General features: G+C 61.3%; 21 protein-coding genes. 12 read left to right on the top strand and 9 right to left on the bottom strand.

Going from position 1 to position 19833, the window contains the following annotated elements:
• Entirely contained in the window at window positions 1-960 is a 960-nt protein-coding gene (locus CKW24_RS17280; RefSeq protein ID WP_095169427.1) for a MerR family transcriptional regulator, read from the bottom strand.
• A gap of 206 nt (window positions 961-1166) precedes the next feature.
• Here CKW24_RS17280 and CKW24_RS17275 point away from each other — a divergent pair, with 206 nt between their 5' ends.
• From CKW24_RS17275 to CKW24_RS17250, 6 genes are all read left to right on the top strand, one after another.
• The gene (locus CKW24_RS17275) at window positions 1167-1736 is read left to right on the top strand and encodes an antibiotic biosynthesis monooxygenase (protein ID WP_095169381.1); all 570 of its coding nucleotides are present in this window, start codon (window positions 1167-1169) and stop codon (window positions 1734-1736) included.
• 61 nt (window positions 1737-1797) lie between these two features.
• Complete coding sequence (gene folM, locus CKW24_RS17270; protein WP_095169380.1) at window positions 1798-2508, top strand: dihydromonapterin reductase; 711 nt, start codon at window positions 1798-1800, stop codon at window positions 2506-2508.
• Window positions 2509-2530: 22 nt separating this feature from the next.
• Entirely contained in the window at window positions 2531-3091 is a 561-nt protein-coding gene (gene folE / locus CKW24_RS17265) for a GTP cyclohydrolase I FolE (RefSeq protein WP_095169379.1), read from the top strand.
• Between the two features lie 2 nt (window positions 3092-3093).
• Window positions 3094-3465, top strand: coding sequence for a dihydroneopterin triphosphate 2'-epimerase (gene folX / locus CKW24_RS17260; protein WP_027618555.1), 372 nt, complete (start codon window positions 3094-3096; stop codon window positions 3463-3465).
• 96 nt (window positions 3466-3561) lie between these two features.
• Window positions 3562-3858 carry a DUF1244 domain-containing protein gene (locus CKW24_RS17255; RefSeq protein WP_095169378.1) on the top strand — a complete coding sequence of 99 codons (297 nt, stop codon included), beginning with the start codon at window positions 3562-3564 and terminating at the stop codon, window positions 3856-3858.
• Window positions 3851-4189, top strand: a complete 339-nt coding sequence (locus tag CKW24_RS17250; RefSeq protein WP_095169377.1) for a HopJ type III effector protein — start codon at window positions 3851-3853, stop codon at window positions 4187-4189. Before CKW24_RS17255 ends, CKW24_RS17250 begins: the two co-directional genes overlap by 8 nt.
• A gap of 234 nt (window positions 4190-4423) precedes the next feature.
• On the opposite strand, the gene trxB is transcribed toward CKW24_RS17250, so the two are convergent.
• Window positions 4424-5380 carry a thioredoxin-disulfide reductase gene (gene trxB / locus CKW24_RS17245; RefSeq protein ID WP_095169376.1) on the bottom strand — a complete coding sequence of 319 codons (957 nt, stop codon included), beginning with the start codon at window positions 5378-5380 and terminating at the stop codon, window positions 4424-4426.
• 312 nt (window positions 5381-5692) lie between these two features.
• On the opposite strand from trxB, the gene cysZ reads away from it, so the two are divergent.
• Both cysZ and CKW24_RS17230 read left to right on the top strand, forming a co-directional pair.
• The gene (gene cysZ, locus CKW24_RS17235; protein WP_095169375.1) at window positions 5693-6448 is read left to right on the top strand and encodes a sulfate transporter CysZ; all 756 of its coding nucleotides are present in this window, start codon (window positions 5693-5695) and stop codon (window positions 6446-6448) included.
• A 40-nt stretch (window positions 6449-6488) separates the two neighbouring features.
• On the top strand, window positions 6489-7712 hold the full coding sequence (locus CKW24_RS17230) for a glycosyltransferase family 1 protein (RefSeq protein ID WP_095169374.1): 1224 nt from the start codon (window positions 6489-6491) through the stop codon (window positions 7710-7712).
• Here CKW24_RS17230 and CKW24_RS17225 read toward each other — a convergent pair.
• From CKW24_RS17225 to CKW24_RS17215, 3 genes are all read right to left on the bottom strand, one after another.
• Window positions 7681-8784: an NADH:flavin oxidoreductase gene (locus CKW24_RS17225; protein WP_095169373.1), complete on the bottom strand. Its 1104-nt coding sequence runs from the start codon at window positions 8782-8784 to the stop codon at window positions 7681-7683. The genes CKW24_RS17230 and CKW24_RS17225 overlap by 32 nt on opposite strands.
• A gap of 246 nt (window positions 8785-9030) precedes the next feature.
• A complete protein-coding gene (locus CKW24_RS17220; protein WP_095169372.1) occupies window positions 9031-9513 on the bottom strand; it encodes a glutathione peroxidase in 483 nt (160 codons plus the stop codon).
• 132 nt (window positions 9514-9645) lie between these two features.
• Window positions 9646-10131: a peptidylprolyl isomerase gene (locus CKW24_RS17215; protein ID WP_095169371.1), complete on the bottom strand. Its 486-nt coding sequence runs from the start codon at window positions 10129-10131 to the stop codon at window positions 9646-9648.
• On the opposite strand from CKW24_RS17215, the gene CKW24_RS17210 reads away from it, so the two are divergent.
• From CKW24_RS17210 to CKW24_RS17200, 3 genes are read left to right on the top strand one after another with little or no spacing between them, the layout of a single operon-like run.
• Window positions 10100-10438 carry a DUF3565 domain-containing protein gene (locus CKW24_RS17210; RefSeq protein WP_095169370.1) on the top strand — a complete coding sequence of 113 codons (339 nt, stop codon included), beginning with the start codon at window positions 10100-10102 and terminating at the stop codon, window positions 10436-10438. The genes CKW24_RS17215 and CKW24_RS17210 overlap by 32 nt on opposite strands.
• A 60-nt stretch (window positions 10439-10498) precedes the next feature.
• Window positions 10499-12598, top strand: coding sequence for a phosphate acetyltransferase (pta, locus tag CKW24_RS17205; RefSeq protein ID WP_095169369.1), 2100 nt, complete (start codon window positions 10499-10501; stop codon window positions 12596-12598).
• Complete coding sequence (locus CKW24_RS17200) at window positions 12599-13504, top strand: acyltransferase (RefSeq protein ID WP_095169368.1); 906 nt, start codon at window positions 12599-12601, stop codon at window positions 13502-13504. It abuts the gene before it with no gap.
• A 202-nt stretch (window positions 13505-13706) separates the two neighbouring features.
• On the opposite strand, the gene cysN is transcribed toward CKW24_RS17200, so the two are convergent.
• From cysN to CKW24_RS17185, 3 genes are all read right to left on the bottom strand, one after another.
• On the bottom strand, window positions 13707-15605 hold the full coding sequence (cysN, locus tag CKW24_RS17195) for a sulfate adenylyltransferase subunit CysN (protein WP_095169367.1): 1899 nt from the start codon (window positions 15603-15605) through the stop codon (window positions 13707-13709).
• Window positions 15606-15614: 9 nt separating this feature from the next.
• A complete protein-coding gene (gene cysD / locus CKW24_RS17190; RefSeq protein WP_060542996.1) occupies window positions 15615-16532 on the bottom strand; it encodes a sulfate adenylyltransferase subunit CysD in 918 nt (305 codons plus the stop codon).
• 160 nt (window positions 16533-16692) lie between these two features.
• The gene (locus CKW24_RS17185) at window positions 16693-17451 is read right to left on the bottom strand and encodes a Nif3-like dinuclear metal center hexameric protein (RefSeq protein WP_095169366.1); all 759 of its coding nucleotides are present in this window, start codon (window positions 17449-17451) and stop codon (window positions 16693-16695) included.
• A 102-nt stretch (window positions 17452-17553) separates the two neighbouring features.
• Here CKW24_RS17185 and algW point away from each other — a divergent pair, with 102 nt between their 5' ends.
• Window positions 17554-18711, top strand: a complete 1158-nt coding sequence (gene algW, locus CKW24_RS17180) for a Do family serine endopeptidase AlgW (RefSeq protein ID WP_095169365.1) — start codon at window positions 17554-17556, stop codon at window positions 18709-18711.
• A gap of 69 nt (window positions 18712-18780) precedes the next feature.
• Here the strand turns inward: algW and hisC are convergent, their stop codons facing one another.
• The gene (gene hisC / locus CKW24_RS17175; RefSeq protein WP_095169364.1) at window positions 18781-19833 is read right to left on the bottom strand and encodes a histidinol-phosphate transaminase; all 1053 of its coding nucleotides are present in this window, start codon (window positions 19831-19833) and stop codon (window positions 18781-18783) included.

The following is a 19833-nucleotide window of genomic DNA, read 5'->3' as shown; positions in this document are numbered from 1 at the left end:
TCAGGTATCCAGCGTTCCGCCAAGAAAATGCTGCAGGCGCTGGCGCATCAGGCCACCTTCATTGCCCAGGCAACCGATAGACGAACCGGCCAGGCTGTCCTGCGCCAGCTCCGACGCATCGCCGCACAACAACAGACGACACTGCAGGCTCATCGCCAGCCGATTCAGACGCCGGGCAAAGTCAGCGGCCGGCGCCCGATTGGAAACCAGCACCAGCACCTCGGGCCGGATTTTCTCACAGACCAGGGACAGCTCCTCGAAAGGCTTGCCCAGCGCCAGTACCCGGACGCCCACCGCGCCACCGCTCAGGAACAATGCCGCCAGCAGCAGCTCCAGTTCATGGCAATGGCCTTCGATTGCCGCCACCGCAGCCCGAACCGGCTGTGAGCCGCGCAACATAATCAGTCGTTGCAACACCCGTGACCGCAGGAAGGCGTCGAGCATCACCCATTCACTGGTTTGCCCGAAGGTCTCTTTTTGTTGCAGCGCCTGAGTCCACAGCGGCATAAAAATGTCCTGGAACACCACATCCAATGAATAAGTGGAGAACACTTGGCCGTAGATCCGCGCCAGTTCCAGATCATCATAATTGCTCAATGCCGTGCGAATCTGGACCTGCCACTGGACATAGTCAGCCTGGACCAACGGGTCCGGAACAATGCTCGACAGCGCCTGCGCGGCCTGGCTCCTGGCCAGAAGCCGGCCGATCTTGCTGACCGCCACCCCCCGAGCGATCCAGCTCAGAATGCTGCGAATCTGCTCGATATCGGTCAGGGAATACAGTCGATGCCCGCTTTCGGTGCGCACTGGCTGGATCAAACCGTAGCGTCGCTCCCAGGCACGCAACGTCACTGGGTTCACGCCGGTCAGGCGTGCCACTTCACGAATGGGGAACATTTGCGCTTGGCTGGTGGCATCAACAGCCTGCAACGGCTCGGAAGACTCAGTGATGACGGGCATCGGTGCGTAGACATCCATTTCAAGTTGGATCCATTTTATCGCGCAAGCATGGACGATGTTCAAGTATTGCCTGATCGACGAAGGTCACTGGCGTATTTCGCAAAATCAGGAATAATCCTTGCTTGTTGTAACCCAGCCCTCCACCCCGGGCTGAGTTTGGCGTGCCTCCTACCCGGAATCGCGCCCCCGTTTTATGGAGATACATAATGTCTACCTCACCTGTCACCTTGATGGTGGCGCGCCGCGTTGCCAGCGGACGCTATCAGGAACTGATCGCCTGGTTGCGCGAAGGCGAACAACTGGCCACTGACTTTCCCGGCTACCTGGGCTCCGGCGTACTCGCTCCGCCGCCTGGTGATGACGAATTCCAGATCATTTTCCGTTTCGCCGACGAACCGACCCTGCACGCCTGGGAGCACTCCGCCTCGCGCACGGCCTGGCTAGGGCGTGGCAGCGAACTGTTTGCCCATCCTTCGGAACATCGAGTCAGCGGCATCGATGGCTGGTTCGGCGCCGCCGGCCAGCGTCCACCGCGCTGGAAACAGGCCGTCGCCATCTGGCTGGCATTCTTTCCGGTCTCGCTGCTGTTCAACTTTGTCCTGGGCCCATTGCTCAGCGACCTCGACATGCTGCCCCGGGTGTTCATCAGCACCCTGGCCCTGACCCCCTTGATGGTCTATTTCTTCATCCCGCTGTCGACTCGCCTGCTGGCCAGTTGGCTGAGCAGCACGCCCGCACCGTCGTTGCCGGCCGAGGCGGCTGCGCAAAACCGCTAAAAGGGGCATGGCTCGTGCAGTCGCTGGTATAGTTTTGCCATACCCGCGATGCGAGCCATTCATGACCTCCTCCCCCGCCCCGATCCTCATCACCGGCGCCAGCCAGCGCGTCGGCCTGCATTGCGCGCTGCGGTTGCTGGAGGCCGGGCAGCCGGTGATCATCAGCTACCGCAGCGAACGCCCGGGCGTGCAGACCCTGCGCGACCTGGGGGCAACCGCGCTGTTTGGCGACTTTTCCACGCAAGCCGGAATCCTCGCCTTCATCGCCGAGCTCAAGACTCACACCCAACAACTACGGGCCATCGTGCACAACGCCTCGGCATGGACTGCGGAGACTGCCGATAACGAAGTCGCTGCCTTCACCCAGATGGTCAATGTGCACATGCTTGCGCCTTACCTGATCAACCTGCAGTGTGCCGAGATGCTGCGGCGCTCGACCCCCGCCGATATCGTGCACATCAGCGACGACGTCACGCGCAAGGGCAGCAGCCAGCACATCGCCTATTGCGCCAGCAAAGCCGGGCTCGATAGCCTGACCCTGTCGTTCGCCGCCAAGTACGCGCCGCACATCAAGGTCAACGGCATCGCTCCCGCCCTGCTACTGTTCAACCCCGACGACGACGCGGCGTACCGCGCCAAGGCCTTGGCCAAGTCGGCGCTGGGCATCGAACCCGGCAGCGAAGTGGTCTACCAGAGCCTGCGCTATTTGCTGGACAACCCCTATGTCACCGGCACGACCCTGACCGTCAACGGCGGACGGCACGTCAAATAGGCCGCCCCCGCGAGGATGTTCCATGCCATTTTCCCTGCCCCAGAATTACCGCGAGATCCTCATCGGTCTTGGCGAAGACCCAGACCGCGAAGGCCTGCTCGATACCCCGGCCCGCGCGGCCAAGGCCATGCAGTATCTGTGTCATGGTTACGCGCAAAGCGTCGATGAGATCGTCAACGGTGCCTTGTTTGCCTCTGACAACGATGAAATGGTGATCGTCGACAACATCGAGTTGTACTCACTCTGCGAACATCACTTGCTGCCCTTCATCGGCAAGGCCCATGTGGCTTATATTCCTACCGGTAAGGTACTGGGCCTGTCGAAGATCGCCAGGATCGTCGACATGTTTGCCCGACGCCTGCAGATCCAGGAGAACCTCACCCGGCAGATTGCCGACGCCGTGCAGCGCGTGACGGGGGCCGCCGGCGTTGCGGTGGTGATCGAGGCCCGGCACATGTGCATGATGATGCGCGGCGTGGAAAAACAGAATTCGACCATGAACACCTCGGTGATGCTCGGCGCCTTTCGCGACTCGAGCAACACTCGCCAGGAGTTCCTGCAATTGATTGGACGGAGCAAGTAGCAATGCCACAACTTCAACCAGGAATGGCCCGCATCCGGGTCAAGGACCTGTGCCTGCGGACCTTCATCGGCATCAATGAAGACGAGATCCTCAACAAGCAGGACGTGCTGATCAACCTGACGATCCTCTATGCGGCACAGGAAGCGGTGCGCGATAACGACATCGACCACGCGCTCAACTATCGCACCATTACCAAGGCGATCATCGCGCACGTGGAAGGCAATCGTTTTGCCCTGCTCGAACGCATGACCCAGGAATTGCTGGACCTGGTGATGGCCAACCAAAGCGTGCTGTACGCCGAGGTCGAAGTCGACAAACCCCACGCCCTGCGTTTCGCCGAGTCGGTGTCGATTACCCTCGCAGCAAGCCGCTAGCTTCAAGCGGCAAGCTGCAAGCGCTAAACTTGCCGCCACCGCCATCCAACTTGCAGCTTGAAGCTTGCCGCTTGAAGCTGTCTCGCAGAGACCGCCATGACCGAACAACAACGCCTGGAACTCGAAGCCGCCGCCTTTCGCCGGCTGGTTGCCCACCTGGACAGCCGCAAGGACGTGCAGAACATCGACCTGATGAACCTCTCGGGTTTCTGCCGCAACTGCCTGTCCAAGTGGTACAAGGCTGCGGCCGACGATCGCCAGATCGACGTCAGCCTCGATGACGCCCGCGAAGTGGTCTACGGCATGCCGTACGCCGAGTGGAAAGCCCAATACCAGCAAGAAGCCAGCGCCGAGCAGCAAGCCGCGTTCGCCAAAGGAAAGACCCATGACTGACCTGAACACCCTGCGCGCCAGCCTCAAGACCGGTGAACATGCATTTGCCCAGACCCTGGCCTTCATCGGCGCGAACTACGACTACCAGCCACAAGCCTTCAATAACGGTGGCGTGGAAAACGCTGCCGGACAGAACGAAGGTTCGTGCAAGACCCTGGGCCTGGCTGTGCTGGAAGGCTTGAGCGATGAAGAAACCCTGCTGGCATTCGGTGAGCACTACCGTGCTGTGCTGGCCACCCCAGAGGGCAGTGACCACGGCAATATCCGTGCGCTGATGATCCATGGGTTGGCGGGGGTCAAGCTCTCGGCACAACCGCTGGCACGGCGCTGACTGCACCGCTGGAGCTTTTTCAGCGCTACAAAAAAACCGGCCGAAGCCTAATGCCGATCAGTTAAGCCCTTTTGTAGGAGCGAGCTTGCTCGCGAAGAACTCAACGGCGCCGCGTTTATACTGAATACACGCGTTATCGTTGACGTTTTTCGCGAGCAAGCTCGCTCCTACAATTGACAGCGTCGCTTAACTGATCGGCACTAGGCCGAAGCCGGTTTTTTCATGCCCAAAGAATCAAGCGTTCTTCAGGTTGTCCAGGTAACGCTCTGCGTCCAGTGCGGCCATGCAGCCGGCACCGGCGGAGGTGATGGCCTGGCGGTAGACGTGGTCAGCCACGTCGCCGGCGGCAAAGATACCTTCGATGCTGGTGGCAGTGGCGTTGCCGTCACGGCCGCCCTGCACAACCATGTAGCCGTCCTTGAGGGTCAACTGGCCTTCGAACAGCGAGGTGTTCGGGGTGTGGCCGATGGCGATGAACACGCCGTCGACTTTCAACTCGTCGAAGCTGCCGTCGTTGTTCTTCAGGCGCGCACCGGTCACGCCCATGTTGTCACCCAGCACTTCGTCCAGGTTGGAGTTGAGCTTGAGGATGATCTTGCCTTCGGCCACACGGGCGTTCAGCTTGTCGATCAGGATCTTCTCGGCGCGGAAGGTCTCGCGGCGGTGCACCAGGGTCACGGTGCTGGCGATGTTGGCCAGGTACAGGGCTTCTTCCACGGCGGTGTTACCGCCACCAACCACAGCGACCGGCTTGTTGCGATAGAAGAAACCATCGCAGGTAGCGCAGGCCGAAACGCCCTTGCCCATGAACGCTTCTTCCGACGGCAGGCCCAGGTAACGTGCGCTGGCGCCGGTGGCGATGATCAGCGCGTCACAGGTGTAAGTGCCGCTGTCGCCAGTCAGGGTGTAAGGCTTGGCTGCGAAGTCGACGGCATTGATGTGGTCGAACACGATTTCGGTCTCGAAGCGCTCGGCGTGCTCTTTCATCCGCTCCATCAGCGCCGGGCCGGTCAGGCCATGGACGTCGCCAGGCCAGTTGTCGACTTCGGTGGTGGTGGTCAGTTGACCGCCAGCCTGCATGCCAGTGATCAGCAGCGGCTTGAGGTTCGCACGGGCGGCATAGACCGCGGCGCTGTAACCGGCAGGGCCGGAACCGAGAATAATCACTCGCGAATGACGTACATCAGACATGACTCACTCCTATCGACCGGCCGGTATTACCTGGCGCGGGTGCCGGATTGCCGGCTGGAATAAAAAAGGACCGTGACAGCACTTGGGGAAGTGCATCGCGCGACAGTCCTGAAAAATAATGGGTGCAGCGTATCGAGGAGGCGAAGATTAAGGAAATACCGTTTAACAATCCAGCTCATAGGCGGTCTCTATCTCCAAGCGGCCGATTTAACGGCGCCTTTGTTACAGTTAATGTCGATCCGCTTGCCACGCTTTCGCCTGTGGGGCAAAGCCGGTAAGGTCGGCGCGTTTTCCCCTTGCTCGGAGCACCTTATGCCCGCCCCCGTTCTGTCCGGCCCGCAATACCTGCGCGAAGGCCTCAAGCTGGTCCTGAGTCCCGGCCTGCGCTTGTTCGTGCTGCTGCCGCTGGCCATCAACCTGGTGCTGTTCGTCGGCTTGATCTACCTGGCCGGCCACCAGTTCAGCCTGTGGGTCGACACCCTGATGCCGTCGCTGCCCGACTGGCTGAGCTTCCTCAGTTATGTTCTCTGGCCAATGTTCGTGGTGTTGGTGGCGCTGATGGTGTTTTTCACCTTCACCCTGCTGGCCAACGTGATCGCTGCGCCCTTCAACGGCTTTCTTGCCGAGAAAGTCGAAGTGGTGGTCCGCGGCACCGATGACTTCCCGGCCTTCAGCTGGGGCGAACTGATGGCCATGGTCCCACGCACCCTGGCCCGGGAAATGCGCAAACTGGGGTACTTCCTGCCCCGGGCGTTGGCGCTGTTCATCTTGTCGTTCATTCCGGTGGTCAACCTGATCGCCGCACCGCTGTGGTTGATCTTCGGGGTGTGGATGATGGCGATCCAGTACATCGACTACCCGGCAGACAACCACAAGCTGGGCTGGAACGAGATGCTCGCCTGGCTGCGGGAAAAACGCTGGCAGAGCATGAGCTTTGGCGGGATCGTCTATCTAGTGCTGCTGATTCCGGTGGTGAACATTCTGATGATGCCGGCCGCAGTGGCGGGGGCGACCCTGTTCTGGGTGCGTGAGCGCGGTGCGGAAAACCTGGTAACCAGCCAGGGCTGAGCCGGTCATCAATTCATCATCACCCTGACACAATGACGACATGACCCCAACTGACACTGGGGTCATGACGACAACTCTGCATATCACCCTGATCACCGAAACCTTCCCTCCGGAAATCAACGGCGTGGCCAATACCCTGGGCCGCTTGTGTGATGGCCTGCGCGCCCGTGGGCACCAGGTCGAACTGGTGCGCCCGCGCCAGGACGGCGATCAGGCCCTGGCCAGCGACGACGCCCTGCTGCTCTGCCGTGGCTGGCCGCTGCCCGGTTATCCGGGGTTGCAGTGGGGTCAGTCGTCGATGCACAAACTGCTCAGGCGCTGGAAACGCCAGCGCCCGGACGTGCTGTACATCGCCACCGAAGGCCCGCTGGGCCTGTCAGCCCTGCGGGCAGCGCGGCGCCTGGGGATCTCGGTGGTGAGCGGTTTTCACACCAATTTCCAGCAATACACCAGTCAGTACGGTCTCGGTTTGCTGACCCGGATGCTGACGCATTACTTGCGCTGGTTTCATAACCGTTCGACGCTGACACTGGTGCCGAGCGTCAGCCAGCGACTGGAACTGGAACGCCGGCATTTCGAGCGCCTGGCGCTGTTGTCCCGGGGCGTCGACAGCCAGTTGTTTCATCCGACCAAACGGCTGAACGCCTTGCGTGAGCAATGGGGCCTGGCTGAGGGAGACATCGCGGTCATGCACGTCGGTCGGCTCGCCCCCGAAAAAAACCTTGGCCTGCTCAAACGTTGTTTCGAAAAGCTGTGCAGTACTTATCCACAGCGCAATCTGAAATTGATCGTGGTCGGCGACGGGCCGCAACGCGTGGCACTGGAAAAGGAGCTGCCGCAGGCGATCTTCTGTGGCTCACAGCGCGGTGAGGCCTTGGCGGCGCACTATGCGTGCGGGGATGTGTTTGTGTTTCCGAGCTTGACCGAAACCTTCGGTAATGTGGTGCTGGAGGCGCTGGCCTCCGGGCTGGGCGTGGTGGCTTATGATCAGGCCGCGGCGGCGCAGCATATTCGCCATGGCTATAACGGCGTGTTGGCGATGCCGGGCGATGAAGAGGCGTTCTGCGATGCGGCAGCGTGGTTGCTGGAGGAGGATGAAACCCTGCGCTGCGTGCGCCTGAATGCGCGACAGCACGCGAGCCGCCAGGGTTGGGCGGCGATCATCGAGCAGTTCGAAGACCAATTGCGCGGGGCCTGTCAGGTCCCCGCGCCAGAGAAGGTTGCGGTGGCGCTTAAACCAGCGTCATCAACGCTTCGCGACTGAACGGCAGAATCTCGCCTTCACGGCCATCGCGGACTTTCTGCGCCCAGTCCGGGTCAACCAGCAGCGCCCGCCCTACCGCCACCAGATCGAACTCATCGTTGTTCAGGCGCTCCAGCAGGTTTTCCAGGCTGGCCGGCTGCGCCACCTTGTCAGTGTTGACCATGAACTGCAGGAATTCGCCGTCCAGGCCCACGCTGCCCACGGTGATGGTCGGCTTGCCGGTCAGCACGCGAGTCCAGCCGGCCAGGTTGAGGTCGGAACCGTCAAACTCCGGCTCCCAGAAACGCCGTGTCGAGCAATGGAAAATGTCCACACCAGCGTCGGACAACGGCTTGAGGAACTCACCCAGCGCCTCGGGCGTCTGCACCAGGCGCGCGGTGTAGTCCTGCTGCTTCCACTGGGAGAAACGGAAAATGATCGGGAATCCTTCGCCGACCGCTGTCCGCACCGCCTGGATCAATTCGATGGCAAAGCGCGAGCGGTTGGCCAGACTACCGCCGTACTGATCGGTACGCTGGTTACTGGTCTCCCAGAAGAACTGGTCCAGCAGGTAGCCGTGGGCGCCGTGGATTTCCACGCCGTCCATGCCGATGCTCTGGGCATCCTTGGCGGCCTGGGCGAAGGCAGCGATTACTTCCTGGATATCCTGTTCGGTCATGCCGTGCACCACGACCTGGCCGTCCTTGAGCTTTTCCGACGGACCATAGCCCGGAACACTGGCGTCCGGCTCGGTGCCGATGCGCCGCACGCTACCGACGTGCCAGAGTTGCGGAACGATCTTGCCACCTTCGGCATGCACCGCGTCCACGACCTTTTTCCAGCCGGCCAAGGCCGCTTCACCATAGAACTGCGGAACGTTCGGGTAACCGTTGGCCGCCTTGTGGCCGACCGTGGTGCCCTCGGTGATGACCAGGCCCACGCCAGCCGCCGCGCGACGACGGTAGTACTCGATGACTTTCGAGTTCGGCACGCCGCCCGGGGAAAACGAACGGGTCATGGGTGCCATGACCACACGGGTCGGCAATTGCAGGGTACCCAGGGAAAACGGCTTAAACAGGGCTTGTACAGGCATGCGGCACTCCACAGGGATCCAAGGTTTATGACGGGGATAATATGGAGTGAGCGCGCGCTTGAATAGCACTATTGATTGCAGTGATTAAGGACCAAAAGATAGGAAATATTGTAGGAGCGAGTGCCCGCTTGCGGCTCGCTCGCGATGGACTGGAGAACGCCGCGCCGTATCAGGCTTGCAGCGTTATCGTTGACGACCATCGCGAGCAAGCCGCAAGCGGGCACTCGCTCCTACAGGGGGGAGATATCAGCTCAGCGCTTTTTCAATCGCCTGGACGACCGCAGGATCATCCGGTGCCGTACGCGGCGAAAAACGCGCCAGCACCCGGCCGTCCTTGCCCAGCAGGAACTTTTCGAAATTCCAGGTGATGTCGCCAGGAAACTCCGCACCCTCGCCCGCCAGCAGACGGTACAACTGATGGCGCTCATGGCCGTTGACTTCCAGCTTGCTGGACAACGGAAAGCTCACGCCGTAGTTGAGGCTGCAGAAATCCTTGATCTCGTCTTCAGTGCCCGGCTCCTGGCCGGCGAACTGGTTGCAAGGCAAGCCCAGCACGCTGAAGCCTTGGCCTTTGTACTGCTGGTAGAGGCTTTCCAGGGCGGCATATTGTGGGGTCAAACCACACTTGGAGGCCACGTTGACCACCAATACGACATGCCCTTTGAAGGGCGCCAGCGGTAACGCCTGGCCGTCCAACGCTTTTAAAGTAAGGTCGTGAAAAGCACTCATGATGAACTCCAGATATCCCGTGTTTTTCTCGAAACGCCCTTCAACCGCACTCTCGCCCGGCGCCCTTTAACCGGCGCCGACTAAAAAGGCGCCCAAAGGCGCCTCTCCAGATACCTGAGCTTAGCGCAGAAATCAGTGGTGATGACCACCTTCGCCATGGACGTGACCATGGGCGACTTCTTCTTCGCTGGCGTCACGGATGTCGATGATCTTCACTTGGAAGTTCAGGCGCTGGCCGGCCAACGGGTGGTTGCCGTCAACGGTCACGTCGTCGCCGTCCAGGTCACGGATGGTGACGATCTGCATTTGGCCGTCTGGCGCGGAAGCGTGGAACTGCATGCCCACTTCCAGTTCGTCGACGCCTTCGAACATGCTGCGGCTCAGGGTGCTGACCAGCTCGGCGGCGTATTCGCCGTAAGCGTCTTCAGGTTCAACAGCTACGGTCAGTTCGTCGCCGACAGCTTTACCTTCCAGGGCTTTTTCCAGGCCTGGAATGATGTTACCTGCGCCTTGCAGGTAGACCAGCGGCGCGCCGCCGGCGGAGCTGTCGATGACCTCACCAGCGTCGTTGGTCAGGGTATAGTCGATGGAGACAGCCTTATTGGCGGCGATCAGCATGGGGCGAGACCTTTTGCAGAAGAATAAAGAATGGACAAGTTTAGCGAAGCAAACGCCCGAAAGCGAACGGAACCCTGACCAACGGCCCGCTTCGAAAGCTTCGATCATTACCGGTTTCCATCTGGACGAGGATGGGCACTGGGTGGCCGAGCTGTCCTGTGGTCATACCCAGCACCTGCGCCACCAGCCTCCCTGGCAATCCCGGGCCTGGGTCCTGGACCCGTTGCAGCGCCAGGAAAAAATAGGCCAGGCCTTTGATTGCGGTTGGTGCGCTCAAGGCCCGGTTAGCGATAACCTTGGCGTCTGAAATTTCGGTAGGAGGCCAGTCATAGGCCTTCACCTTGCCATGCACCTCTAGAGAATCCGCATGCAAACTTTTTTTATCGCACCCACCGATTTTGGTGTGGGCCTGACTTCCATCAGCCTCGGGCTGGTGCGTACCCTGGAACGTGCTGGGTTGAAAGTCGGCTTCTTCAAACCGATTGCCCAGCCGCACCCCGGCGACACCGGGCCGGAACGCTCCACCGAACTGGTGGCCCGTACCCATGGCCTGAAGCCGCCTCAACCGTTGGGCCTGGCCCATGTCGAACGGATGCTCGGCGACGGCCAACTGGACGAACTGCTGGAAGAAATCATCACCCTGTACCAGCAAGCCGCCATCGGCAAGGACGTGCTGATCGTCGAAGGCATGGTGCCGACCCGTAGCGCCAGCTATGCCGCCCGGGTCAACCTGCACCTGGCCAAAAGCCTGGATGCCGAGGTGATCCTGGTCTCGGCGCCGGAAAACGAAGTGCTCACCGAACTGTCCGGGCGCGTCGAGTTGCAGGCGCAACTGTTCGGCGGCCCGAAAGACCCGAAAGTCCTCGGCGTGATCCTCAACAAGGTCAAGACCGAGGAAAGCATGGAGGCCTTCGCCGCGCGCCTGAAAGAACACTCGCCGTTGCTGCGCAGCGGTGACTTCCGGCTGCTCGGCTGTATCCCGTTCCAGCCGGAGCTCAACGCCCCGCGTACCCGCGATGTGGCCGACCTGATGGGTGCGCAAGTGCTCAATGCCGGCGACTTCGAAACCCGGCGCATGACCAAGATCATCATTTGTGCGCGGACCATGCGCAACACCGTGGAGCTGCTCAAGCCCGGCGTGCTGGTGGTGACCCCGGGAGATCGCGACGACATCATCCTGGCAGTCAGCCTGGCGGCGATGAACGGCGTGCCGCTGGCCGGCCTGCTGCTGACCAGTGACACCCTGCCCGACCCGCGCATCATGGACCTGTGCCGCGGTGCATTGCAGGCCGGCTTGCCGGTGCTGTCGGTGAGCAGCGGCTCCTACGACACCGCCAACCAGTTGAACGGCCTGAACAAGGAAATCCCGATCGATGACCGCGAGCGCGCGGAAATCATCACTGACTTCGTCGCCAGTCACCTCGACGCCAACTGGCTGCACCAGCGCTGTGGTACGCCGCGAGAAATGCGCCTGTCGCCCGCGGTGTTCCGCTATCAGTTGATCCAGCGCGCCCAGGCAGCCAACAAGCGCATCGTCCTGCCCGAGGGCAGCGAGCCCTTGACCGTGCAGGCGGCAGCCATCTGTCAGGCTCGCGGCATTGCCCGATGCGTGTTGCTGGCCAAACCGGCGGACGTCGAGGCTGTGGCGCGCGCCCAGGGCATCGAGCTGCCGCCTGGCCTGGAGATTCTCGACCCGGACCTGATCCGCGACCGGTATGTCGAACCAATGGTTGCCCTGCGCAAGACCAAGAGCCTCAACGCGCCGATGGCCGAGCAGCAACTGGAAGACACCGTGGTGATCGGCACCATGATGCTGGCGCTGGACGAGGTCGACGGGCTGGTGTCCGGAGTCATTCACTCCACCGCCAATACCATCCGCCCTGCCCTGCAACTGATTAAAACGGCACCGGGCTGCACCTTGGTGTCCTCGGTGTTCTTCATGCTGTTTCCAGAGGAAGTGCTGGTCTACGGCGACTGCATCATGAACCCGCACCCCAGCGCCAGCGAGCTGGCGGAAATCGCCCTGCAAAGCGCCGACTCCGCCGCCGCCTTCGGCATCACGCCACGGGTGGCGATGCTCAGCTACTCCAGTGGCGACTCGGCCAGCGGCGAAGAAGTGGAGAAAGTACGCGAGGCCACGCTATTGGCCCACGAAGCGCAAAATTCGCTGCTGATCGACGGGCCGCTGCAGTACGACGCCGCTGCCAACGCAGACGTCGCGCGACAACTGGCCCCCAACAGCCAGGTAGCCGGGCGCGCCACGGTGTTCATTTTCCCCGACCTCAACAGTGGCAACACCACCCACAAGGCCGTGCAGCGCAGTGCCGATTGCGTCAGCCTCGGACCGATGCTGCAAGGCCTGCGCAAACCAGTGAACGACTTGCCGCGCGGCGCGCAGGTCGACGACATCGTCTACACCATCGCCCTGACCGCGATTCAGGCCGCCAACCGACCTATGGATCTCTAAATGCTGGATTTTCTCCCTGGCGCCGTGCGTGGCGTGATCGCTGCGCTGCTACTGGCACTCAACACCCTGCTGTTGTGTTCGTTCCTGTTCTGTGTGGCGATCTTCAAGGTCCTGCCGTTCGCCCTCACCCAGCGCTTCACCGCCTGGCTGATGAACCACACCCATGAGGCCTGGATCAGCAACAACAAAGCCTGGATGCGGCTGGTCTGCCGCACCCGCTGGCACCTCAGCGGCCTTGAAGGCCTGGACTACCAGCACTCGTACCTGATCACCAGCAACCACCAGAGCTGGGTCGACATCATGGTGCTGCAGTACCTGTTGAACCGGAAAATCCGCCCGCTGAAATTTTTCCTCAAGCAGGAGTTGATCTGGGTCCCGGTAATTGGTCTGGCCTGGTGGGCCCTGGGCTTTCCGTTCATGAAACGCTACTCCAAGGCCTACCTGGAAAAACACCCGGAGAAGAAAGGCAAGGACCTGGAAACCACCCGCAAGACCTGTGCGAAATTTCGCAACAATCCGGTGGGCATGTTCAACTTTGCCGAGGGCACGCGCTTCACCGAGGCCAAGCACAAACAGCAGCAATCACCGTTCCGCTACCTGCTCAAGCCCAAGGCCGGCGGGATTGCCTTTGTGCTGGACGCCATGGGCGAACAGCTTGAATCAGTGGTCAATGTGACCATTCACTACCCCGCCGGGCGCCCGGGTTTCTGGGACCTGCTGTGTGGCAACGTTAGGGAGGTGGTAGTGCATTTCCAGGAGCTGCCGATCCCGGCGCAGTTCATTGGCAAGAACTACGAGCAGGATGGCGCCTACCGCCTGCAGTTCCAGGGCTGGATCAACCAGTTGTGGGAAGACAAGGATGCGCTGCTGGCGCGGATGCATCGCGAGTATCCAGCGAAGTCTTGAGGTGCCTGTACCGGCCTCTTCGCGGGCAAGCCCGCTCCCACAGGGACCGTGTCGTTCACAAATTTTGCGAACACCCTCAAAACTGTGAGAGCGGGCTTGCCCGCGAAAGCGTCGGAACAGACACAAAAAAGCCCCCAGACAATCACTTGTCTGGGGGCTTTTCCTTGCAGCTTGAAGCTAGAAACTTGCCGCTGCTCCTGCCTTAGATCGCACCACGCTCACGCAGCAGATCCAGCACCTGCTTGACGCTGTCTTCCAGCGACAGCGCCTGGGTGTCGACCACCAGGTCGGCGTCCAACGGCACGTCGTACGGGAAGGACTCGCCCGGGATGTTATCCCCGGCCGCCGCATACAGGCCTTGTGGATCACGTTCGGCACAGACCGCCGGCGAAGCCTGGACGTAGACCGTCAGCAGACGGTCCTTGCCGATCAGGTCCTTGGCCTGCTCACGACCTTCGGAACTCGGCGCCACGAAGGCCGCCAGGGTCAGCAGGCCGGCTTCGTTGAACTGCCGGGCAACATGCGCCGCACGACGCCAGTTCTCGGTGCGCCCGGCGCGATCCTGCGGCAGGCCTTTGTTGAGGTCGTGACGCAGGTTCTGGCCATCGAGCACGAACACCGCACGGCCCATGTCGAACAGCTTGCGCTCGACCGCATAGGCCAGGGTGCTCTTGCCTGCGCCCGACAGGCCGCTGAACAGCACGGTGGCCGGCTGCTGGCCGAAGCGCTGGGCACGTTCCTCTGTGGCCACGTGCGCCAGTTTGCCGTGGTGGGTAGCACTGCCGTGCGCCACCGGTTGGGCGACGATCATGCCGGCGCCCACGGTGCCGTTGGTCAAGCGGTCGATGATGATGAACGCGCCGGTGGTGCGGTTGCTTTCGTAACCGTCGAGGGCGATCGGCGCATCGAGCGCGATCCTGACCTTGCCGATTTCGTTCAGTTGCAACGCACTGGCCGGGCCTTCTTCCAGGGTGTTGACGTCGACCTTGTTGACGATGCTGGCAATGGAGCCCGGCACGTAGCTGGTGGCGCGCTTGATGTCGTACTTCTTGCCCGGCAGCATCGGCTCTTCAGCCATCCACACCAGCATGGCTTCGAAGCTGTCGGTCACCGGCGGCACGTTGTCGGCATGTACCAGCAGGTCGCCACGGGAGATGTCGATCTCGTCTTCCATGGTCAGGGTGACCGCCTGGCCAGGACCGGCGTGCTCCAGCTCACCTTCGAAGGTGACGATGGATTTGACGCGGCTGCTCTTGCCCGAAGGCAGGACCACGATTTCGTCGCCTTTCTTGACGATACCGCTGGCCAGGGTGCCGGCGAAACCGCGGAAGTTCAGGTTGGGACGGTTGACGTACTGCACCGGGAAACGCAGGTCGGTGAAGTTGCGGTCGCCCGCCACTTCAACGGTCTCGAGGATTTCCATCAGCGACTGGCCGGTGTACCACGGCGAACGCTCGGACTTGTTCACCACGTTGTCGCCCTTGAGGGCTGACATCGGCACAAAGTGCATGCTGGTGGGCTTGAGCTTCAAGCCTTCGGCGAACTGCAGGTAGTCGGCCTTGATCGACTCGAACACGCCCTGGTCGAAGTCCTTGAGGTCCATCTTGTTGATGGCCACGACGATGTGCTTGATGCCCAGCAGGGATGCGATGAAGCTGTGGCGACGGGTCTGGGTCTGCACGCCGTAGCGGGCGTCCACCAGGATGATCGCCAGGTCACAGGTCGACGCGCCGGTGGCCATGTTGCGGGTGTACTGCTCATGGCCCGGGGTATCGGCAATGATGAATTTGCGTTTGGCGGTGGAGAAGTAGCGGTACGCGACATCGATGGTGATGCCTTGCTCGCGCTCAGCCTGCAGGCCGTCGACCAGCAATGCCAGGTCGATATCGTCACCGGTGGTGCCGACTTTCTTCGAGTCGCGGGTAATGGCTTCCAGATGGTCTTCGTAGATCATCTTGGAGTCGTGCAGCAGGCGCCCGATCAGGGTGCTCTTGCCGTCATCGACGTTACCGCAGGTCAGGAAACGCAGCAGTTCTTTACGTTCGTGCTGGCCCAGGTAGGCGAGGATGTCCTCGCTGATCAAATCAGATTGATGCGACATGACAGCCCCTTAGAAATAACCTTGACGTTTTTTGTCTTCCATCGAGCCTGCGCCATCGTGGTCGATGACACGGCCCTGGCGCTCGGAAGTTCGCGTCAGGAGCATTTCCTGAATGATGTCCGTAAGGCTTTCGGCCTCGGACTCCACCGCGCCCGTCAACGGGTAGCAACCAAGGGTACGGAAACGCACTTTCTTTTTGACGATGCGGGCTTTGTCTTCATCGCTCAGGTGTTCGAGGATGCGCTCGTCGTCGATCATGATCAGCGTGCCATTTTTCTCGATGACCTCGCGTTCGGCGGCGAAGTACAGCGGCACGATCGGGATGCCTTCCAGGTAGATGTACTGCCAGATATCCAGCTCGGTCCAGTTCGACAGTGGGAAGACGCGGATCGACTCGCCCTTGTTGACCTTGCCGTTGTACACGTTCCACAGCTCGGGGCGCTGGTTTTTCGGGTCCCAGCGGTGCTTGCTGTCGCGGAACGAGTACACGCGCTCCTTGGCGCGGGATTTCTCTTCATCGCGGCGCGCACCACCGAAGGCGGCGTCGAAACCATGCTTGTCCAAAGCCTGTTTCAGGCCTTCGGTCTTCATGATGTCGGTGTGTTTGGCACTGCCGTGGGTGAATGGGTTGATGCCCTGCGCAACACCGTCCGGGTTGACGTGGGTGATCAGGTCCAGGCCCAGCTCGGCGACCATTTTGTCGCGGAAGCTGTACATCTCCTGGAATTTCCACTGGGTGTCGACGTGCATCACCGGAAACGGCAGCTTGCCCGGGAAGAACGCCTTGCGTGCCAGGTGCAGCATCACGGCGGAGTCTTTACCGATGGAGTACAGCATCACCGGGTTATCGAACTCGGCGGCTACCTCGCGGATGATGTGGATGCTTTCCGCCTCCAGCTGTTTCAGATGCGTCAGTTTGTCGACCATGGCTACTCACGAAAACTTTCTTATGAACGGCCACCGGGCCGTGTTCGAGCGGGGAATCCTAGCACAGCGACCCCTTCTAATCAGGACGCCAACTAGATCGAAAGGGTATATCAATATACCGTCGCGTTCGGGTGATCCGCGCCCCTGTAGGAGCGATTCGTCAGATGGGATTCGGGCAGTCGATGAAGATGTGCTCCAGGGCAAACCGACGCGCCAGGTATTCTCCCAGCGCCTGGACGCCGTAGCGTTCGGTGGCGTGGTGACCGGCGGCGATGAAGCTGATGCCGTTTTCCCGGGCGCTGTGGAAAGTCTGCTCCGACGCTTCACCGCTCAGGTACAGGTCGACGCCGGCCTGCACTGCCTGGTCGATATAGCCCTGCCCGCCGCCGGTGCACCAGCCGACTCGCCGGATCATCTGCTCGCCTTCGATCAACAGCGGCTCGCGGCCCATGACCTGCTGCACGTGGCGGGCAAAGTCGCGGGCGGTCATCGGTTCGGCAAGGGAGCCGACCAGCCCGACCACCTTGGCATTGTCTGGGTCCAGCGGGCCTTCCACAGTAATCTCCAGTTGCCGGGCCAGTTGCACGTTGTTGCCCACTTCCGGATGCAGGTCCAGCGGCAGGTGATAGGCCAGCAGGCTGATGTCGTGTTTGAGCAGGGTCTTGAGCCGGCGCTGCTTCATGCCGGTGATGCACGGGCTTTCGCCCTTCCAGAAGTAGCCATGGTGGACCAGGATCAGGTCGGCGCTGGCTTCGACGGCGGCATCGAGCAAGGCCTGGCTGGCCGTGACGCCGCTGACGATACGCATGACTTGCGGCCGCCCCTCGACCTGCAGGCCATTGGGGCAATAATCGGCAATCCGCGAACTGCCAAGGTAACGATCCGCTTCTGCTACCAGGGTGCTCAGGGCAACGGCCATAAAAGACTCCTAAATATCCCGTTCAGAGGCACGCGCGGCCTCGTATAATGCGCGACATTATGGGCCGTCGCTGGCCCCTCGTAACCTCCCAGGATTTGTTCAATGCTCAAGGGTCTGCGTTTTTTTGGCTGGCCGCTATTGGCCGGCGTGCTGATTGCGTTGCTGATTATCCAGCGTTACCCACAGTGGGTCGGGCTTCCGAACCTGGATGTGAACCTGCAGCAGGCCCCGCAAACCACTCTGACGCAGCAGGGCCCGGTGTCCTACGCGGACGCGGTAGTCATCGCCGCACCCGCGGTGGTCAACCTCTACACCACCAAAGTGGTCAACAAGACCAGCCACCCGCTGTTCGAAGACCCGCAGTTCCGACGTTTCTTCGGCGATAACGCGCCCAAGCAGAAGCGCATGGAATCGAGCCTCGGCTCGGGCGTGATCATGAGTTCGCAAGGCTATTTGCTGACCAACAACCACGTCACCTCCGGTGCCGACCAGATCGTGGTCGCGCTCAAGGACGGTCGCGAAACCCTGGCCCGGGTTATTGGCAGTGACCCGGAAACCGACCTGGCGGTACTCAAGATCGACTTGAAGAACCTGCCGTCGATTACCGTCGGCCGCTCGGAAAGCATTCGTGTGGGTGATGTGGCACTGGCCATCGGCAACCCGTTCGGTGTCGGCCAGACCGTGACCATGGGCATCATCAGTGCCACCGGACGCAACCAGTTGGGCCTGAACAACTACGAAGACTTCATCCAGACCGATGCGGCAATCAACCCCGGCAACTCCGGTGGCGCGCTGGTGGACGCCAACGGCAACCTGACTGGCATCAACACGGCGATCTTCTCCAAGTCCGGCGGCTCCCAGGGCATCGGCTTCGCGATTCCGATCAAGCTGGCCATGGAAGTGATGAAGTCGATCATCGAGCACGGCCAGGTGATTCGTGGCTGGCTGGGCATTGAAGTGCAACCCTTGAGCCAGGAACTGGCAGAGTCGTTTGGCCTGTCCGGGCGTCCGGGCATTGTAGTGGCGGGGATTTTCCGTGACGGCCCGGCGCAGAAAGCCGGCCTGCAACTGGGGGATGTGATCCTGAGCATCGACGGTGAGCCGGCTGGCGACGGTCGGCGCTCGATGAACCAGGTGGCGCGCATCAAGCCTACCGACAAGGTCAGCATCCAGGTGATCCGCAATGGCAAGGAACTCAAGCTGACCGCAGAAATCGGCCTGCGCCCACCTCCTGCACCCATGGTCAAGGAACAAGAGTAACGCCTGATATAAACCCTTGTAGGAGCGAGCGCCCGTTGGCGGCTTGCTCCTACAGGGGGCAACGGTGCTTTAGAGGTCGCCCAAGCCGTCGATCAACGCCTGGTTCTGCTCCGGCGTGCCGATGGAGATACGCAGGAACTGGGCAATCCGCTCCTGCTTGAAGTGCCGGACAATCACCCCTTGCTCACGCAACTTCGCCGCCAGCGCAGCCGCATCGTGTTGCGGGTGACGGGCGAAGATGAAGTTGGCTGCCGACGGCAGGACCTCAAAGCCTTTTTCCTGCAACTGCGCGACCACTTGCTCACGACTGTCGATGACCAACTGGCAGGTCTTGGTGAAATACTCGCGATCCTCGAACGCCGCCGCCGCCCCGACAATCGCCAGGCGATCCAGCGGGTAGGAGTTGAAGCTGTTCTTGATCCGCTCCAACGCCTCGATCAGGTCCGGATGACCGACGGCCAGGCCAACCCGCAAGCCGGCCAGTGAGCGCGACTTGGACAGGGTCTGGGTTACCAGCAGGTTCGGATAACGGTCCACCAGGCTGATCGCCGTCTCACCGCCAAAGTCGATGTAGGCCTCATCCACCACCACCACGGAATCCGGGCTGGCCTTGAGGATCTGCTCGACGGCGTCCAGGGCCAACAGGCAGCCGGTCGGCGCGTTCGGGTTGGGGAAGATGATCCCGCCGTTCGGCCGCGCGTAGTGCGCCGGGTCGATCTGGAACTGCTCGTCCAGAGGCACCGCGTCAAAGGTGATGCCGTACAGCCCGCAGTACACCGGATAGAAGCTGTAGCTGATATCCGGGAACAGCAGCGGCTTGTCGTGCTGCAGCAGGCCGTGAAAGATGTGGGCCAGGACTTCGTCGGAACCGTTACCGAGGAACACCTGGTTACCCTGCACGCCGTAGTAGCTGGCCACGGCTTGCTTGAGCAGGTCGCTGTTGGGGTCCGGGTACAGGCGCAGGTTGTCGTTCAGCTCGACCTGCATGGCGGCCAGCGCCTTGGGCGATGGACCGTAGGGGTTTTCGTTGGTGTTGAGCTTGACCAGCTTGGTCAGCTTCGGCTGCTCGCCCGGGACGTAGGGCACCAGGTCCTTGACGAACGCACTCCAGAATTTACTCAT

It is taken from the genome of Pseudomonas sp. Irchel 3H3, assembly GCF_900187635.1.
Classification (GTDB): Bacteria; Pseudomonadota; Gammaproteobacteria; order Pseudomonadales; family Pseudomonadaceae; genus Aquipseudomonas.
This window is presented reverse-complemented; position numbering and strand designations above follow the sequence as displayed.

What these genes read in the sequence shown, in the direction of transcription:
- folE (WP_095169379.1), top strand. Translation starts at nt 2,531, where the DNA reads ATGCCATTTTCCCTGCCCCAGAATTACCGCGAGATCCTCATCGGTCTT.
- folX (WP_027618555.1), top strand. Translation starts at nt 3,094, where the DNA reads ATGCCACAACTTCAACCAGGAATGGCCCGCATCCGGGTCAAGGACCTG.
- CKW24_RS17250 (WP_095169377.1), top strand. Translation starts at nt 3,851, where the DNA reads ATGACTGACCTGAACACCCTGCGCGCCAGCCTCAAGACCGGTGAACAT.
- CKW24_RS17280 (WP_095169427.1), bottom strand. Translation starts at nt 960, where the DNA reads ATGCCCGTCATCACTGAGTCTTCCGAGCCGTTGCAGGCTGTTGATGCC.
- CKW24_RS17230 (WP_095169374.1), top strand. Translation starts at nt 6,489, where the DNA reads ATGACCCCAACTGACACTGGGGTCATGACGACAACTCTGCATATCACC.
- CKW24_RS17215 (WP_095169371.1), bottom strand. Translation starts at nt 10,131, where the DNA reads ATGCTGATCGCCGCCAATAAGGCTGTCTCCATCGACTATACCCTGACC.
- CKW24_RS17185 (WP_095169366.1), bottom strand. Translation starts at nt 17,451, where the DNA reads ATGGCCGTTGCCCTGAGCACCCTGGTAGCAGAAGCGGATCGTTACCTT.
- CKW24_RS17225 (WP_095169373.1), bottom strand. Translation starts at nt 8,784, where the DNA reads ATGCCTGTACAAGCCCTGTTTAAGCCGTTTTCCCTGGGTACCCTGCAA.
- hisC (WP_095169364.1), bottom strand. Translation starts at nt 19,833, where the DNA reads ATGAGTAAATTCTGGAGTGCGTTCGTCAAGGACCTGGTGCCCTACGTC.
- cysN (WP_095169367.1), bottom strand. Translation starts at nt 15,605, where the DNA reads ATGTCGCATCAATCTGATTTGATCAGCGAGGACATCCTCGCCTACCTG.
- CKW24_RS17275 (WP_095169381.1), top strand. Translation starts at nt 1,167, where the DNA reads ATGTCTACCTCACCTGTCACCTTGATGGTGGCGCGCCGCGTTGCCAGC.
- cysD (WP_060542996.1), bottom strand. Translation starts at nt 16,532, where the DNA reads ATGGTCGACAAACTGACGCATCTGAAACAGCTGGAGGCGGAAAGCATC.
- pta (WP_095169369.1), top strand. Translation starts at nt 10,499, where the DNA reads ATGCAAACTTTTTTTATCGCACCCACCGATTTTGGTGTGGGCCTGACT.
- CKW24_RS17255 (WP_095169378.1), top strand. Translation starts at nt 3,562, where the DNA reads ATGACCGAACAACAACGCCTGGAACTCGAAGCCGCCGCCTTTCGCCGG.
- trxB (WP_095169376.1), bottom strand. Translation starts at nt 5,380, where the DNA reads ATGTCTGATGTACGTCATTCGCGAGTGATTATTCTCGGTTCCGGCCCT.
- cysZ (WP_095169375.1), top strand. Translation starts at nt 5,693, where the DNA reads ATGCCCGCCCCCGTTCTGTCCGGCCCGCAATACCTGCGCGAAGGCCTC.
- folM (WP_095169380.1), top strand. Translation starts at nt 1,798, where the DNA reads ATGACCTCCTCCCCCGCCCCGATCCTCATCACCGGCGCCAGCCAGCGC.
- CKW24_RS17210 (WP_095169370.1), top strand. Translation starts at nt 10,100, where the DNA reads ATGGAGACAGCCTTATTGGCGGCGATCAGCATGGGGCGAGACCTTTTG.
- CKW24_RS17220 (WP_095169372.1), bottom strand. Translation starts at nt 9,513, where the DNA reads ATGAGTGCTTTTCACGACCTTACTTTAAAAGCGTTGGACGGCCAGGCG.
- CKW24_RS17200 (WP_095169368.1), top strand. Translation starts at nt 12,599, where the DNA reads ATGCTGGATTTTCTCCCTGGCGCCGTGCGTGGCGTGATCGCTGCGCTG.
- algW (WP_095169365.1), top strand. Translation starts at nt 17,554, where the DNA reads ATGCTCAAGGGTCTGCGTTTTTTTGGCTGGCCGCTATTGGCCGGCGTG.